13 protein-coding genes, 1 tRNA gene and 1 other RNA gene are annotated in these 15,816 nt (G+C 70.1%); 10 read left to right on the top strand and 5 right to left on the bottom strand.

Annotated elements, in window-relative coordinates; genetic code table 11:
- Positions 1-137 precede the first annotated feature (137 nt).
- Complete coding sequence (locus KIK09_RS11955; RefSeq protein WP_214318960.1) at positions 138-890, bottom strand: glycosyltransferase family 2 protein; 753 nt, start codon at positions 888-890, stop codon at positions 138-140.
- 350 nt (positions 891-1,240) lie between these two features.
- A tRNA-Ser gene (locus tag KIK09_RS11950) sits at positions 1,241-1,325 on the bottom strand.
- A gap of 83 nt (positions 1,326-1,408) precedes the next feature.
- On the opposite strand from KIK09_RS11950, the gene ffs reads away from it, so the two are divergent.
- Both ffs and KIK09_RS60565 read left to right on the top strand, forming a co-directional pair.
- Positions 1,409-1,504: signal recognition particle sRNA small type (gene ffs, locus KIK09_RS11945), an RNA gene on the top strand.
- A 31-nt stretch (positions 1,505-1,535) separates the two neighbouring features.
- Positions 1,536-4,832 (top strand): DNA polymerase III subunit gamma and tau, encoded by a 3,297-nt coding sequence (locus KIK09_RS60565; protein WP_372455647.1) that lies wholly within the window; start codon positions 1,536-1,538, stop codon positions 4,830-4,832.
- A 715-nt stretch (positions 4,833-5,547) separates the two neighbouring features.
- Here KIK09_RS60565 and KIK09_RS59080 read toward each other — a convergent pair.
- On the bottom strand, positions 5,548-6,984 hold the full coding sequence (locus tag KIK09_RS59080; protein WP_214318959.1) for a helix-turn-helix domain-containing protein: 1,437 nt from the start codon (positions 6,982-6,984) through the stop codon (positions 5,548-5,550).
- A 305-nt stretch (positions 6,985-7,289) separates the two neighbouring features.
- Here KIK09_RS59080 and KIK09_RS11930 point away from each other — a divergent pair, with 305 nt between their 5' ends.
- The 5 genes from KIK09_RS11930 to KIK09_RS11910 all read left to right on the top strand — a co-directional run bounded on the left by KIK09_RS11930 (position 7,290) and on the right by KIK09_RS11910 (position 11,180).
- Positions 7,290-7,640, top strand: a complete 351-nt coding sequence (locus KIK09_RS11930) for a YbaB/EbfC family nucleoid-associated protein (protein ID WP_214318957.1) — start codon at positions 7,290-7,292, stop codon at positions 7,638-7,640.
- A 3-nt stretch (positions 7,641-7,643) separates the two neighbouring features.
- The gene (gene recR / locus KIK09_RS11925) at positions 7,644-8,243 is read left to right on the top strand and encodes a recombination mediator RecR (RefSeq protein ID WP_214318955.1); all 600 of its coding nucleotides are present in this window, start codon (positions 7,644-7,646) and stop codon (positions 8,241-8,243) included.
- A complete protein-coding gene (locus tag KIK09_RS11920) occupies positions 8,236-8,766 on the top strand; it encodes a DUF5063 domain-containing protein (protein ID WP_214318953.1) in 531 nt (176 codons plus the stop codon). The genes recR and KIK09_RS11920 overlap by 8 nt, the downstream gene beginning before the upstream one ends.
- Positions 8,767-8,838: 72 nt before the next feature.
- Entirely contained in the window at positions 8,839-10,128 is a 1,290-nt protein-coding gene (locus KIK09_RS11915) for an aspartate kinase (protein WP_214318944.1), read from the top strand.
- Positions 10,125-11,180: an aspartate-semialdehyde dehydrogenase gene (locus KIK09_RS11910; protein WP_214318943.1), complete on the top strand. Its 1,056-nt coding sequence runs from the start codon at positions 10,125-10,127 to the stop codon at positions 11,178-11,180. The genes KIK09_RS11915 and KIK09_RS11910 overlap by 4 nt, the downstream gene beginning before the upstream one ends.
- 584 nt (positions 11,181-11,764) lie before the next feature.
- On the opposite strand, the gene KIK09_RS11905 is transcribed toward KIK09_RS11910, so the two are convergent.
- On the bottom strand, positions 11,765-12,388 hold the full coding sequence (locus KIK09_RS11905; RefSeq protein WP_214318940.1) for a hypothetical protein: 624 nt from the start codon (positions 12,386-12,388) through the stop codon (positions 11,765-11,767).
- A gap of 164 nt (positions 12,389-12,552) precedes the next feature.
- Here KIK09_RS11905 and KIK09_RS11900 point away from each other — a divergent pair, with 164 nt between their 5' ends.
- Positions 12,553-13,230, top strand: a complete 678-nt coding sequence (locus KIK09_RS11900; RefSeq protein WP_308164036.1) for a TetR/AcrR family transcriptional regulator — start codon at positions 12,553-12,555, stop codon at positions 13,228-13,230.
- A 20-nt stretch (positions 13,231-13,250) separates the two neighbouring features.
- Positions 13,251-14,012, top strand: coding sequence for a bestrophin-like domain (locus tag KIK09_RS11895; RefSeq protein WP_214318937.1), 762 nt, complete (start codon positions 13,251-13,253; stop codon positions 14,010-14,012).
- On the opposite strand, the gene KIK09_RS59070 is transcribed toward KIK09_RS11895, so the two are convergent.
- Positions 14,009-14,137: a hypothetical protein gene (locus KIK09_RS59070; RefSeq protein ID WP_275956085.1), complete on the bottom strand. Its 129-nt coding sequence runs from the start codon at positions 14,135-14,137 to the stop codon at positions 14,009-14,011. The genes KIK09_RS11895 and KIK09_RS59070 overlap by 4 nt on opposite strands.
- Positions 14,138-14,811: 674 nt before the next feature.
- On the opposite strand from KIK09_RS59070, the gene KIK09_RS11890 reads away from it, so the two are divergent.
- The gene (locus KIK09_RS11890) at positions 14,812-15,810 is read left to right on the top strand and encodes an LLM class F420-dependent oxidoreductase (RefSeq protein WP_250572905.1); all 999 of its coding nucleotides are present in this window, start codon (positions 14,812-14,814) and stop codon (positions 15,808-15,810) included.
- Positions 15,811-15,816: the final 6 nt, after the last annotated feature.

The following is a 15,816-nucleotide window of genomic DNA, read 5'->3' as shown; positions in this document are numbered from 1 at the left end:
CCGGGGGGGGTTGGTGTCCCACTGGGACCACTGGTCGGCGGGCGTCGGGGGCGGCTCGCGCACGGCATCTCCGATGATCGGCTCGGGGGATCAATGTAGGGAGATACCTAACATGTATGCAACTCCCTGGAGGCGTTTCAGCTGACGCGAAGCGATGGCCAGAGCTTGATGATCGCCTCCGCGCGTGCCTCGATGACGTCCATGCGCAGTCGTCGTTCCTCGTCGGCGTAGTGCGCGGCGCTCGCCGTCTCCTGACCTGGCCATTTCCGGTAGAGCAGGCCCACCTCGCCGTGGAAGTACCCGTAACTCGTGACGCTTGCCGGTACGAGCATGCCGGTGTCGTCCGAGCCCGGGATCCCCATCCATCCGCCGAGCGCGACGACCAGTTCTCGGCGGATGCAGATCGTCGTGGGATGCACGGGAAGCCGGTAGTCGTGCGTTCGCCAGTGATCGAACACGAATCCCGGCTCGATGCGTCCGGCCGGCGGATCGGATTCGAACCCCACAGTCGAGCCGTCCGGCAACAAGTCGAGAACGCGAGAGGTGGTCCACTGCACAACAGGGTCCGAGGCGAGGACCTCGATGTCCCGGGACAGGACACCTGGGGTCAGGATGTCGTCCTGATCGAGGTTCTTGACCAGCTCACCCCTCGAGCGGGCGAGCGCGAGATTGCGCGTCAACGCGACCCCACCCCGACGGCCCGTCCCGAAGTTCACGAGGGGATCGTCCGGAAGCATGTCCCGCACCACGCCCGTGCTGCCGTCCTCTTGAATGATCCACTCCAGCTCCCACCCTTCGGGCAACTCCTGAGTGCGAACCGATTCGTAGGCTTCCAGGAGTTGTTCTCGGACAGGCTTGTAGCTGGGCGTGATGATCGAGAGTAAGGGCACTTGTCAGTCTGCCTTTCGAGCTGGGTTACGTCTTGTGGAGAACCGGAGCTCAGTGCGCACTCGACCGCCGCGTGACAGCGGGAACGTCCGCATGGACGGTGGCTCAGCCGCTGGGCAATACCGCCCGAGATTCGTGAGAGCACGCATTTCGGGCTACAGGGTAGACGTGATCAAGCCACGCTCTTGCCCCACCCTCGGCGTACTCGAGCTGGTGGGCAGGTTCATTTGGGAGGCCGCAGGTTCATCTGAGGGGCCGAAGGAAGAGATCGGAGAGGACCCGGAAGAGGCCGGCGGGGGCGGAAACGCCAGAGGGGCCGCACCGAAATCATGGTGCGACCCCTCTGGACAGGCGGAGGATACGAGATTCGAACTCGTGAGGGGTTGCCCCCAACACGCTTTCCAAGCGTGCGCCCTAGGCCACTAGGCGAATCCTCCGCCGAAGAGCTTACCGGACTTCGCGCGGTGCGCCGACCACGTTTTGACGGGAGCGAGCACTGCCCGATGTGGCTAGACTGTGTCAGGACCCCTCGCGCGGCGTCATCCTGTGAACCTCCCCAGGGCCGGAAGGCAGCAAGGATAAGCGGGCTCTGGCGGGTGTGCGGGGGGTCTCTTCGTTGGGAGCCCCCTCGCAGGCGGGATGGTCGCATGAGCCTTGCGCTTTACCGCAAGTACCGGCCCGGGACCTTCGCCGAGGTCAAGGGCCAGGAGCACGTCACCGAGCCGCTCCGCCAGGCATTGCGTACGGGGCGCATCAACCACGCCTACCTCTTCAGCGGCCCCCGCGGGTGCGGCAAGACCTCCAGCGCCCGGATCCTCGCCAGAAGTCTCAACTGTGAGAAGGGCCCCACTCCCGACCCCTGCGGAGTCTGCGAGTCCTGCATCGCGCTCGCCCCGACCGGGCCGGGCCACCTCGACGTGATCGAGATCGACGCCGCCTCGCACGGTGGCGTCGACGACGCGCGCGACCTGCGCGAGCGGGCCTTCTTCGCCCCAGTCTCGGCGCGCTACAAGATCTACATCATCGACGAGGCGCACATGGTGACCCGCGAGGGTTTCAACGCGCTGCTCAAACTCGTCGAGGAGCCCCCGCCGCACCTGAAGTTCATCTTCGCGACGACCGAGCCGGAAAAGGTCATCGGCACGATCAAGTCGCGCACCCACCACTACCCGTTCCGGCTGATGCCGCCCGCCACGCTGCGCGCGCTCATGGAGGAGATCCTCTCCTCCGAGAACGTGCCCTTCGAGCCCACCGCGCTGCCGCTGGTCGTGCGGGCCGGCGCCGGATCCGCCCGTGACTCGCTGTCCATCCTCGACCAGCTGCTTGCCGGGGCGGAAGACGACGGCATCACCTACGCCAAGGCCGTCTCGCTGCTCGGCTACACCGACGGCGACCTGCTCGACGAGGTGGTCAACGCCTTCGCCGCCCGCGACGGTGCCCAGGTCTTCCACGCCGTCAACCGGGTCATCGAGGGCGGCCACGACCCGCGCCGCTTCGCCACCGACCTGCTCGAACGCTTCCGCGACCTGGTCATCCTGGCCAACGTCCCCGAAGCGGCCTCCAGCGGCCTGCTCGACCGCCCCGCCGACGAGCTGGAGCGCCTGGTCCAGCAGGCGTCCTCGATGGGCCCCGCCGAGCTCACCCGCGCCGCCGAGGTCTTCAACGCCGGCCTCACCGAGATGCGCGGCGCCACGTCGCCGCGGCTGCTGCTCGAGCTCATGTGCGCCCGCGTCCTGCTGCCCGGGGCCGCCGGTGGTGAGGAGGGGCTGCTGGTCCGGCTGGAGCGCCTCGAGCGCGGCTCGGCCGTCGCCCAGATGGCGGCTCGCTCCTCTGCCGGTACGGCGGGCGCCGTCGGTACGGCCAGCGGTGCAGGTACGGCGGGCGGTGCTGGTACGGCGGGCGGTGCTGGTACGGCGGGCGGTGCTGGTACGGCGGGCGGTGCTGGTACGGCGGGCGGTGCTGGTACGGCGGGCGGTGCTGGTACGGCGGGCGGCGCGCCTTCCGTGGCTCCCGCGACGGGTCCGGCGGCTTCTGGCATTGCGGACTACGGACCAGCGGGTCCCGGTTCGGCGGCGACCTCTGGTCATGCGGTTTCTGGCGTGGCGGGCGTCGGTCAGGCGGGTCCCGGCTCGGCGGGTGTCGGTCAGGCGGGTCCCGGCTCGGCGGGTGTCGGTCAGGCGGGTTCCGATTCTGCGGTGGGTTCTGGTCAGGCGGGTTCCGGGTCTGGGAGTGTCTCGGCGGAGGACGATTGGCCGGAGACGGTGCGGCCCGGGCAGGGGGGCCAGTCCTCCAGTGCGGGTGGCGCTTCGGCTGGGTCCGGTGGCATGGGAGCACCTGGGGGCGGGGCTGCTTATGCGGCGGGCTCGTCCGGATCAGGCGCCGTGTCTGGATCGGGAGCGGTGCCTGGATCAGGTGCGGCGTCTGGATCGGGTGGGGCGTCTGGAGCGGGCGCCGGGGCGGGTGCCGGCGGTGGTGGGCTTGCCGCTCTGCAGTCGCAGTGGGCTGCCGTGCTGGCCGCGTTGAAGCAGCGCAGCATCGTCGTCTGGGCGAACGTGAGCACCAACGCCCAGGTGGTCGGCGTCGAGGGCAACCTCGTCACGCTCGGCTTCAGCCAGGTCGGCGCGATGAAGAACTTCACGGGCGGCGGCAAGGACGCCGTCGTGGCTACCGCCTTGAGCGACGTGCTCGGCGGTACGTGGCGCGTCGAGGCCGTGGTCGGCGGCTCACCCCCACCCCGCGCAACCCAGGGCCACCCACCCACCGCCCCGAACCGCGGCTCGTCCCCCGGCAACCCCGGCCGCCCAGGCTCCAACGCAGGAGCCCCAGGCGCGACCGGCCCCGGCGCAACCGCCTCGAGCCCCGGCGCCACAGGATACGGAGCTCCCGGCTCCAACGCGCCCGGGATGTCAGCCTCCGGTTCCGCGAACCCCGGCGGCTCCCTTGGCACTGCCGGATCCGGCGACCCCGGCCTTCAAGGCGGCCCTAACGCCCCCGGCGCACAAGGCGGTCCCGGCGGGCCGGGCGGCTCTGGCGGACTGGGCAGCGCTGCAGGTCAAGGCGGACCCGGTGGCGCTGCCGGGTCGGTGGGCCATGGCGGTTCCGATTGGCCCGATGGCGCTGCTGGGCCGATGGGCCAGAGCGGTTCCGGTGGGGCTGCTGGATCGGCGGGCCACGGTGGCTTGGGCGGACCTGGCGGACCTGCTGGATCGGTGGGCCAGGGTGGTTCCGCTGGGGCTGCCGCACCTGTGGGTCATGGTGGCTTTGGCGGGCCCGGTGGGGCGGCTGGATCGGTGGGCCAGGGCGGAGATGGCGGGCTTGCTGGATCGGTGGGGCACGGTGGGTCCGGTGGTGTTGCTGGTTCCGCAGGGCTCGGTGGCTCTGGCGTGCTGGGCGTTGATGCTGGTGCTTTGGGCGGCGGTGCCGGTCAAGCCGGTGGGGCTGGCGGGGTCGTGGGCCTCGGTGGGGCTGGTGCGGCTGGAGTCGTAGGGCAGGGCGGTGCCGGGTCGGCAGGCGGTGTCGGCGGTGCTGGAGCGGCGGGTGGTGTCGGCGGTGCCGGGGCTGCTGGAAGCTCTGGGGTGCACGGTGCGGGAGCCGGTGCGCGGAGTGCGCCTACGACGGATGAGTCGTGGCCCGATGCGCCCGACGATGGTGGGCCTGGGATGCCGCCGTCGCCGGATCCCACGCAGGGGGCGCCCGGGTCCGGGTATGCGGCGGCTCGCTCGGCTGCCTTGGCGGCGGCCCAGGCTGGGCCTCGGGCTCCTGCGCCTCGTCAGGGCGGGTCGTCCGGATGGCCCGACGCGGTTCCTGGCCGTGGCAAGAACTCCGACAGCGACGACGTCGACCCGTTGAACGACGCCGACGCCGATGTGGACGTGGTCTCGGGCATGGCCCTGCTGCAGCGCGAACTCGGCGCCCAGGTCATCGGGGAGATCGACCACACTTAACCACCCCGGTGGTTCCCGTGCGGCCGTAACGGCGCCCAGCGCCGCGCGCCCGCCTGCCGTGGAAACGACAGCCGGTCGTGACGTCGGCGAGTAGCGGGTTGTACGGCTTGCCGTACCAAATCCCCCCGAGCGAACTCCCGCACACCCCAACGCGCCGGGGGAGAGTTGTCGCGCCCGAGTACCCCAAGGCGCCAGGGAGAGTCTTCCGGACCCGAGTCGCCCAACGCGCCAGGGAGAGTCGTGTGCGCTGGAGAGCCACAGCGCTCGTCAAGGGTAAGCACGCGCCGTGAACGTCAAGGAGTCGCGTGCGGGCCGCCACAGGCAAGACGTGCATTCACCGGCATCGAGAGCGGCATGAGGTCGCGTCCGAGGCCCCTCCGCACGAGAGCCGTGCACGCCCGCGCATCGAAACGCGCCGGGGCGAGGGCCGCGCAGGAGCCAGGGATACGTGGGGCGCCGGGGCGGGTGGGAGCGCTGGAGGGTGCGCGCTGAGCTGGCGAGGGAAGTCCAGGAAGCGTGGGGTGCTGAGGCGGCGGGGAGCGCGGGACGTGTGCGGGACGGCTGGTAGGGCCGTGGCGTGGAGGGGCGCACGCGTGGGAGGGGTTGGGGCCCGTGGTGGGAGCGCGTGGGAGGTTGGGGGTGTTGGGGAGGGCGCGCTGGAGGGGTTGGGGCGCGCGTGGGGGACGGCCGTGGGCGCAGGGCCGTCCGGGGTGGGTTAGGTGAGGGTGTTGAGGCGGGCTTGGGCTGCGGCGGCGCGGTGGTCGGTGGGGGTGAGGGTGGAGGCGATGCGTTCGAGGACGAGTGGGTCGTCTCGGCCGTTGGTTGTCTGGGCGTAGGTCCACAGGTCGTCGGGGGAGCCTCGGCGCAGGAGGCTGGAGCGGACCTGGACTTCGAGTTCGTCGCGTTCGCGGCGGATCTCGGGGGATTCGGAGCGGGGCAGCAGGGGGCCCGTGTAGGCGCGGGCGAGGGCTTCGGGGGAGGCGGTCGACAGCAGGTGCCTGATCTCCAGGAAGTCGGCCTCGGTGGGGGAGTTGAGGTGGTACGGCTTGGCGCCGATGGTGCCGTCGAGTTGCGAGCGCAACCGGTGGATCTCGGCGCGGATGGTGACGGGGTTGCCGTCGTCGCCGTACAGGTGGAAGGACAGCTGCTCGGCCGTCAGGCCACGCGGATGCAACGCGAGCAGTGCCAGGATCTCGGCATGGCGCAGCGAGAGCTGGATCTGGCGTTCGCCCACGGTGGCGATCGGCATGCCCTCGCCCAGGAAGGTGAGGCGGAGCGTCGGAGGTGGCGCGGACGAGATCGACGCGCGCAGCAGGAAGCCGTCGGAGAAGGGTTCGAGCTGCGCGACCCGCCCGTCGGCCAGGATCAGGCGCTCCCCGGTGACGGGCAGCGGGATGCGGCGGCCGAGCGCGCCGGAGGGATCGCCGGCCAGGATGCGGCCCGTGGTGGACAGCAGGATGCCGGGACGCGAGCGCAGCGCCTCGTAGCGGCGGCGCAGGAGCTCGTCGCGTTCGTGCATGCGCAGGGCGAGCTGGGTCTCGGCGAGCCTGGCCGTGGCCGCGACGAGCGCGACCGTGGCGGGATGCAGGCTGGGGGCGGTGCCGCTCACGTCGACGCAGCCGAGCACCTGGTCGGTGTCGGGGTCGACGATGGGCGCGGAGCTGCACGACCAGACGTGCAGGACCCGCAGGAGGTGCTCCTCCGAGTAGACGTGGACGGGCCGGCGGGTGGCCAGGGCGGTGCCGATGCCGTTGGTGCCCACCGAGCCCTCGGCCCAGTGATGGCCGTCGGCGAGGCCGACCTGGTCGGCCGTGCGCATGATGCCGTGGTTGCCGTCGCGCCACAGGATCCGACCGTCGGCATCGGTGACGATCATGATGTGAGCGCTCTCATCGGCCATCTGGGTGAGGGTCTGGGCCAGCATCGACAGCAAGGGCTGCAGCGGGTGGGCCTGGCGGACATCGTCGATGTGCGTCTGGTCGAAGACCAGGGGTGCGGCCCTGCTTTCCGGATCGATCCCGGCTTCCATGGAACGCCGCCAAGAGGCGGTGATCAGGCGCCGCGGCCCCGCCGGCCAGGCCTCACCGGTCACGGCGGCTTCGTGGGCTCCGCGCAGTGTGCGGGAGTACGCGTCGAGATGGGCGTAACTCATCGGCCACTCCAAGTAGTCAACCGAAGCATCCGGGTTAAGGAGGCCCAACGCAAGCTGTTCAGGGGATTGCGAAGGGTGATTGAACGATCGCAACCTGTGTGCAACCTTGCCCTTACTAAATTCTCTGCTCGACACGTCGGCGTGGTGCGGCCGCTCCGGCCGGCGTGATGGCCGGGTCCTGGGCGCTGGAGGGGGGCCGGGACCCGGCCAAGGCCGAAACACCTGGCCATGCCAGTACATGACGGCGCTCAAACACCGTAGGCTCGTGACGTCAGAAGACGCGGAGCTACGAGGAGCGCACGAAGGTGAATCCAGGGGATGTCAACCTGCAGCAGCTGCTGGAGCAGGCCCAGCTCATGCAGCAGCAGCTTGCCAGCGCCCAGCAGGAGCTGAACGACGCGCAGATCGAGGGCTCGTCCGGGGGCGGCCTGGTGACCGCGGTGGTCAATGGCTCCGGTGAGCTGCTCGAGCTGAAGATAGACGCGAGCGTGGTCGACGCATCCGACCCGCAGGACACGGCCGACACGATCGCCGACCTGGTGATCGCCGCCGTCCGCGACGCCGTGCGGGCGGCCGCCGATCTGCAGCAGGAGAAGCTCGGTCCGCTGGCACAGGGGCTGGGTGGTGGCGGTTTCGGCCAGCTACCGGGGTTCTAGGCCATGTACGAGGGGGTCGTCCAGAATCTGATCGACGAGTTGGGCATGCTGCCCGGCGTCGGTCCCAAGAGCGCGCAACGGATCGCGTTCCATCTGCTGGCGGCCGATCCCGCCGACGTCAAGCGGCTCGCCCACGCGCTGCTCGAGGTCAAGGAGAAGGTGCGGTTCTGCCGGGTCTGCGGAAACGTGGCCGCGGAGGAGGAGTGCCGCATCTGCCGCGATCCGCGTCGCGATACGCACGTCATCTGCGTGGTCGAGGAGTCCAAGGACGTCGTGGCGATCGAGAAGACGCGCGAGTTCCGCGGCACCTACCACGTGCTCGGCGGCGCGATCAGTCCGATCGACGGCATCGGGCCGGACGACCTGCGCATTCGCGAGCTCATGACGCGCCTGGCCGATGGCCGGGTCACCGAGCTCATCCTCGCCACCGACCCCAATCTCGAGGGGGAGGCGACGGCTACCTACCTTGCCCGTCTGGTCAAGCCGATGGGTGTGAAAGTGACACGACTGGCCAGCGGTCTGCCTGTCGGCGGTGACCTCGAGTACGCCGACGAGGTGACCTTGGGCCGCGCGTTCGAAGGACGGAGGCTGCTGGATGTCTGATCAGTGGAGTGTTCTCGCCGAGGAGGTCGCGGGCCACGCCCAGAACTACGTGGATGGCCTGACCAGGGTCGCCTGCGGTGAGGGCGGCGACGGCATCTGGGCCCTGCTGCTCGTGGAGGTGGCTCAGGTGAGCCTGGCCGGCGCCAAGCTCGGCGCCAGCCAGGACGTGATCCTTTCCGGCAACAACGAACCGCCGATGAGCGAGGACCCGGACGTCGACGGCGTGCGCACGGCGCTGGCCGAGCGGCTCGGCGCGGTCGACGACTACGCCGAGGTGTTCGACCCGTACAAGGACACCGCAGTGACGGCCTACCGGCTCTCCGACGACCTCACGGCGGTCGCGGCCGACCTCATCCACGGGCTGCGCCACTTCCACGCGGGGCGCCCGCATGAGGCGCTGTGGTGGTGGCAGTACTCCTACTTCAACACCTGGGGCAACCACGCCGGCGCCGCGATGCGCGCGCTGCAGGCCCTGGCCGCGCACACCCGGCTGGACGTGGCCGAGGAGGCTCTGTCCACATAGTGGTCCAGCCCAGCGGCACCATGAGACCGCCTCGGTAGACTGGCGGTTCACAGTCCAGACCGGGAGACTCTCGTGGCGCTCGTTGTGCAAAAGTACGGTGGTTCGTCCGTCGCCGACGCGTCCTGCATCAAGCGGGTCGCGCAGCGGATCGTCGCGACGAAAAAAGCCGGCAACGACGTGGTCGTGATCGTCTCCGCGATGGGCGACACGACGGACGAGCTCCTCGACCTGGCCGAGCAGGTATCACCGCTGCCGCCGGGCCGCGAGCTCGACATGCTGCTGACCTCGGGTGAGCGGATCTCGATGGCCCTGCTGGCGATGGCGATCGCCAACCTGGGTCACGAGGCGCGCTCGTTCACCGGCTCGCAGGCGGGTGTGATCACCGACTCCTCGCACGGCAAGGCGCGCATCATCGACGTGACGCCCGGCCGCATCCGCGGGGCCATCGACAAGGGCCACATCGCGATCGTGGCCGGCTTCCAGGGTGTCTCCCAGGACACCAAGGACATCACCACGCTGGGCCGCGGCGGTTCCGACACCACCGCGGTCGCGCTGGCGGCGGCCCTGGAGGCCGACGTCTGCGAGATCTACACCGACGTGGACGGCATCTTCACCGCGGACCCGCGCATCGTGCCGCCCGCCCGCAAGATCCCCAAGATCTCCTACGACGAGATGATGGAGATGGCGGCCTGCGGCGCCAAGATCCTGCACCTGCGGTGCGTCGAGTATGCTCGCCGCTTCGATCTGCCGATCCACGTCCGCAGCTCGTTCAGCACCAAGGAAGGCACATGGGTCGTGTCCGACCCTTACACCGAAGACCCTGACATTGAAGGACATGAGATGGAGCAGCCGATCATCTCCGGCGTCGCGCACGACCGGAGCGAGGCCAAGATCACCGTTGTCGGGGTTCCCGACAAGGTCGGCGAGGCTGCCGCGATCTTCAAAACGCTGGCCGAAGCCGAGATCAACATCGACATGATCGTGCAGAACGTCTCGGCCGCTGCGACGGGTCGCACCGACATCTCCTTCACGCTTCCGACGGCCGACAGCCAGACGGCGCTCACGGCACTGAAGAAGATCCAGGGTGACATCGCCTACGAGTCGCTCCTGTTCGACGACCAGATCGGGAAGGTGTCGCTGGTGGGCGCGGGCATGCGTTCGCACCCCGGCGTCACCGCGACGTTCTTCGCGGCCCTCGCCGACGCGGGGGTCAACATCGAGATGATCTCCACCTCGGAGATCCGCATCTCAGTGATCGTCGAGCAGGGCGACGTGGACTCGGCCGTGGCGGCCGCGCACCGCGCCTTCGACCTCGACGCGGACCAGGTCGAAGCAGTGGTGTACGGAGGTAGCGGACGATGAGGCCCAATCTTGCGCTCGTAGGGGCTACCGGTGCCGTGGGCACCGTGATGCGGGACATCGTGTCCACCCGCCCCGACATCTGGGGAGAGATCCGGCTGATCGCCTCCGCCCGGTCGGCGGGGAAGGTCCTGTCGGTCCGCGGTGAGGACATCGTCGTCCAGGCGCTCACGCCCGAGGTCTTCGACGGCATCGACATCGCCATCTTCGACGTGCCCGACGAGGTCGCGGCGGAGTGGGTCCCGGTCGCCGCCGCGCGCGGGCCCGTGGTCGTCGACAAGTCCGGATTTTTCCGGATGCAGCCGGATGTTCCGCTGGTCGTGCCCGAGGTCAACCCGGGCGAGGTGCGCAACCGGCCCAGGAACATCATCTCCACCCCGAACTGCACGACCCTGTCGATGATGGCTGCCATGGGCGCGCTCCACGCGGAGTACGGCCTCGAGGAGCTCGTCGTGGCCTCCTACCAGGCGGTGTCGGGCGCCGGCGTGGCGGGTTCCGCCAGGCTCTACGACGAGGTCGAGGCCCTGGCCGGTGACCGTTCGATCGGGCAGAAGGCCGGCGACGTGCGCCAGGTGCTCGCCGACAAGCTCGAGGCGGAGTCGCCGTTCCCCGCGCCGATCGCGTTCAACGTGGTGCCGTGGGCGGGCTCCTACAAGGACGGCGGCTGGGCCTCGGAGGAGCTCAAGCTCCGCAACGAGTCCCGCAAGATCCTCGGCATCCCCGACCTGCGGGTGTCGGCGACCTGCGTGCGGGTGCCGGTCGTCACGACCCACTCGCTGGCGGTCCACGCCCGCTTCCAGCGGCCGGTCACGGTCGCCGACGCGCACCGCGTCCTGGAGGCGGCGCCCACGGTCGTCCTCATGGACGACCCGGCCAACGACGTCTGGCCCACCCCGGCGGACGTCGTCGGCACCGACCCCACCTACGTGGGCCGGGTCAGGCAGGCGATCGACTTCCCGAACACGCTCGACCTGTTCGTCTGCGGCGACAACCTCCGCAAGGGCGCGGCCCTCAACGCCGCCGAGATCGCCGAACTGGTCGCCCGCGAGCTCTGAGGGCCTTCTGCTCGTACGGCGGCGACTCACCGCCGTACGAGCTCTTGAGGTCTCTGCTGTACGGCAGGCCACGGTGGCCGCTACTCGCCGCCGTGGCCTGCCGTCCTGCTTTCGGCGACACGCATGGGTGGGTCGCTTGCCCGCCGTCACGGTCTTCCGGAATCCGGGCGCCACGGCCCGCCTGGCCGCCGTACAGGGGCGCCGACCCCCGCCGACCCACATCCCGCCGTTCCGGCGCCCGGGTAGTGGGCGCGGGAGCGATCCCCTGAGGACCATCCGGCGGGTTCCAGGAACCGCCCCGGCGGTTCCCAAGGGTTCCCAGGGAACCACCTCGGCGGTTCCCTGGGTTTCCAGGGCCACCCCTCCGGTTCCCGAGGCTTTCGGGCGCCGGGTCGGTGGGATGTGGGTCGGTGGATGTCGGCGCCCTGTGCGGCGGCCAGGCGGGCCGTGGGACGTGGATCCCGGGCGCCGTGACGGCGGGAAAGTGTCCACGACTCGCCGGAAGCGCCGGTCGCGGGCCCTCGAGGCACGACGGCGGGCGGCCGGTGGCGGCCGCCCGCCGTAAAGAATGCCCCAAGAAACGACTACCGGAACAGGATGTCCCAGTGGGAGGACTCGCTGGCGTAGACCGTGCCGGTCGGGGTCCGGTAGAGGGCGGAGCCGTCGCCCCGGGTGCCGCTTCTGGGGAAGCTGGTCGTGATGTAGTGGTCGATGCACGCGTTATGAGTGATGTCCAGCTTGTAGCCGGCTGCGTGGCTGAAGCGCCCGGGCGCGTGCCCCGACTCCGTGCCTCCCGTGATGAGAATGCGGCAGTCGCTGTCTCGCTTGAGAGCGACGACCGAGGAGACGGTGTACGTGCGGACCGCCTCCAGTGACGTGCACGTGCTCTGCCGCCTGTTGGCGCAGTGCCCGGACGACTTCGCGCGCACTCCTGCGTCGTGCAACCAGTCGACCGCCTGGGTGTTCGAGACGCGGATCGCCGCGTAGCGGGGCCTGGCACGAGCGAGTTCTACTGGCTTGTCGACCTTGTCGAGGTCGGCATACCAGCGTGCTGTTTCGATCGCTCCTTCGATCGCGTAGTGGTGAGTGATCAGCGTCGGCGACCGCTTCGGCTCGGAGTTCGCTGTCCGCGGAGTCGCGGATGCGGACGTTGCGAGCGCGATGATGGTGATCTGTACGCCGAGAAGCGCGACTCCTGCGAGCCGCACCGTTCCACGTATCCACATGTCGATGCCTTTTCGCGGAATAGCCCTTCCGCCAGAATCATCAATCCCACCGTTCACGCATGATGACCCCTGAAGCACGCGTAACTTTGCCCTGTGGTGGCGATCACCGTGCGGCTTCATGACCGAACACGGCTGAGAGACGTAAAGTGACGAACGTGTCCGAAGCCCGAAACCGAGGATCGGAGAGCACCCGAGAGGTCATTGTCGAGACGGCCTTGCGACTGTTCCGGGAGCGCGGCTTCGATGCGACGACGATGCGGGCCATCGCGGCCGAGGCTGGTGTATCCGTAGGTAACGCCTACTACTACTTCGAGAGCAAGGAGGCCTTGATCCAGGCCTACTACGACCGCGCCCAGGCCGAGCACGAAGAGGCCTGCCGGGAGTTGCTGGCCACCGAGACCTCCTTCGCCGCCCGGTTGAGCGGCGTGTTGCGCGAGTGGGTCCGCGTGTCGGAGCCGTACCACGAGTTCGCGGTCAAGTTCTTCAAGCACGCCGCCGAGCCCACGAACCCGCTGAGCCCGTTCAGTGCCCAGTCGTCGCCCGCCCGCGAGGCGTCGATCGGGATCTACCGCCTGGTCGTGGAGGGCTCGCGCGACCGCATGGACTCCGACCTGCGCGAGGAGCTGCCCGAGCTGCTCTGGCTGCTGTCGATGGGCATGGTCCTGTTCTGGGTGCACGACACCTCGCCCGGGTGCGCGCGCACCTTCCGCCTGATCGACGTGACGGTCCCGCTCGTCGACCGGCTCGTCGGGCTTTCGCATCTGCCGGGCTTGCGGGGCATCACCAAGGATTTCATCGCGGCGGTCCACGAACTACGCGCATGACCTGATTACTCTCAGTGATCATGGTGTGGTTCCTGGTCGCGGCGGCCGTCGCCGTCCTGCTGGTCGCGCTGGTCGTGCTGCGGCGCCGAGGCAGGCGCGACGAGGAGCACGGCCCTGCCGCGCTGGACTTCGCCGTCAACCTCGCGCTGGCGGTCTACCTGCTGGTGCTGGCGTACGCCGCGGTGCTCGGCCACGACGCGATCCAGGCGGCGGAGACCGACGCCGCGGCCGAGGCGGAGAGCCTGACCGAGCTCTACTGGGCCGTCGCGCCGCTGCCCGAGGCCGCGCCGATCCGCGCCCAGGTGTGCCGGTACACCACCCAGGCGGTTGCTCTGGACTGGCCGCTGATGCCCAAGGGTGAGCTGTCGTCCGTGCCTGGCGAGACGCTCGACGACCTGCGGATCGCCGTGCAGCGCCTGCACCCGGAGGGCATCACCGGCCTCCGCTCGCGCTCGGACGCCCTCGGCAGGGCCGCCGACATCAGCCACGCGCGCGGCATGCGGGCCGACGACGCCGCCTCCAGCCTCGACCCCGTCTTCCTCATCTCGATGATCGCCTCAGGGGCGCTGGTGATCGTGCTGCCCTGGCTGGCCGGGGTGAAGCCGAGCGCGGCCTCGATCACGAGCGACCTGGTACGGGTCGGCGTGGTCGTGGTGGGGATCGTCGTCATCGTCCTGCTCGCCAAGCCCTACTCGGGGCCCGGAGCCGTCAGGCCGGACGCCTTCCAGGCCGCGCAGCGCCAGTTCGACGCCATCGACCGGCACGTCGGCACCGAGCCCTAGCGGCGGCGGATCGTCGTCCTGCGGCCCAGCCCGGACACGGCCGCCACGGAGACGACCCCGGTGAACACCACGACCATGGCGGTCGCCCGGTCCATCCCCTGCCGCCGCTCGGCGAACCGGCTCACCACCGACCCTGTCTCGTCGCCTGGTACGGCAGGCCCGCCGCCACCCGGGCGCCAGGGGCCCCTGTCAGGCGCGTGGCGGCCGCTGGAGTGTCTCGGGGTGGCACGGGGCGCCTTCGGGCGTTGGACGGGTCGCTGGGGGTGCTGAGCGGGCCACGGGCGGACCGCTGACGGCTGCGAGGGCGCGTGCGCGGGGCGGGAGGCGGTCGAGGCGTGCCGTCTGGAACTACCCGGACCCGAAAGAGCCTGTGCCGAGGTGGTCGGCGTGGGATCCGGGGTGGGCGTGGGCGTGACGGCGGAAGGTGCCTCTGAGGCGGAGGGCGTTTGCGTGGGTGCCATGGATGGGGAAAGTGTTTGCGTGGGGGCCGCATGGCTCGGCGTAGGGCACCGGGCGTCGAAGAGGTGGGCGAGGAGGGGGTGGGCGCAGGTGCAGGCGGCACCCGGCCGGACGACCGGCACGTCGAAGCCGAGCACGTCGTCATGGACCACATCGACGCACAGCGGCACCGGGCCGGTCACGGCGACCGCGGAGAGCGCGGGAAGGAGCGCCGGCCCGGTTGCCAGTACCCCCGCCGCGAGCAGCCGCCGTCCCCACATCGTGATCAAGTTCTAGCACGTCACAGCCGACATTCCCGGCAACCAAGTCCAGCGTGGCGACGCCATACCGTCTGGTTGGTATGGTCGAGCAGAAGCGAGGCTCACCCCTGGAGGCCGGTTTGACGCAGAACTGGGGCATGACGATTCCCTTCCACGACCGCTCGCTGGCCGACTCGCGGGAGTTGATCGCCGAGCTGCCCGCACTCGGCTACACCGACGCCTGGTCCGCCGAGGTCAACGGCGCCGACGGCCTCCTCCCGCTGGCCATGGCCGCCGAGTGGACCGAGGGCATCAGGCTGGGCAGCGCCATCATCCCGGTCTACACCAGGGGTCCTGGCCTGCTGGCGATGTCGGCGGCCACGCTGGCCGACCTCGCGCCGGGGCGGTTCGTGCTCGGGATCGGATCCTCGTCCCCGGTCATCGTGGAGCGCTGGAACGCGGGCACATTCGCCAAGCCGTACGCCCGCACCCGCGACACGCTGCGCTTCCTGCGTGCGGCGCTGGCGGGGGAGAAGGTCTCGGAGAAGTATGAGACGTTCGAGGTGAAGGGGTTCAAGCTGGAGCGGGCGCCGCGGGTGGCGCCGAAGATCGTGCTGGCGGCGCTGCGGCCGCGGATGCTCCACCTGGCCGCCGAGGAGGCCGACGGCGCGATCACGAACTGGCTGGCGCCCGAGGACGTGCGGAAGGTCCGGGCTGAGGTCGGGCCCGGCACGGAGCTGATCGCGCGGCTGTTCGTGTGCGTCAGCGAGAACGCCGAGCAGGTGCGGCAGCTGGCCCGGTGGATGATCGCCAGCTACCTCACCGTGCCGGTCTACGCGGCCTTCCACGACTGGCTGGGCCGGGGCGAGGTGCTGCGGCCGATGCACGAGGCCTGGGCCGCCCGCGACCGTGAGACCGCGCTCAAATCGATCCCCGACGAGGTCGTCGACGCCCTGGTCATCCACGGCGACGCCGCGACCTGCCGGGCCCGCATCCAGGAGTACATCGACAACGGGCTCGACACCCCCGTCCTCGCCCCGATCCCCGGTGGTGAGATCCCTCTCACTCAGGCTGTGCGCGACCTGGCCCCCCGAGCGTGAAGGGAC

It is taken from the genome of Nonomuraea sediminis (assembly GCF_018531495.1).
Taxonomy (GTDB): domain Bacteria; phylum Actinomycetota; class Actinomycetes; order Streptosporangiales; family Streptosporangiaceae; genus Nonomuraea; species Nonomuraea sediminis.
Note: the sequence above shows the minus strand (reverse complement) of the source record. Positions and strands in the feature narration are given on the sequence as shown.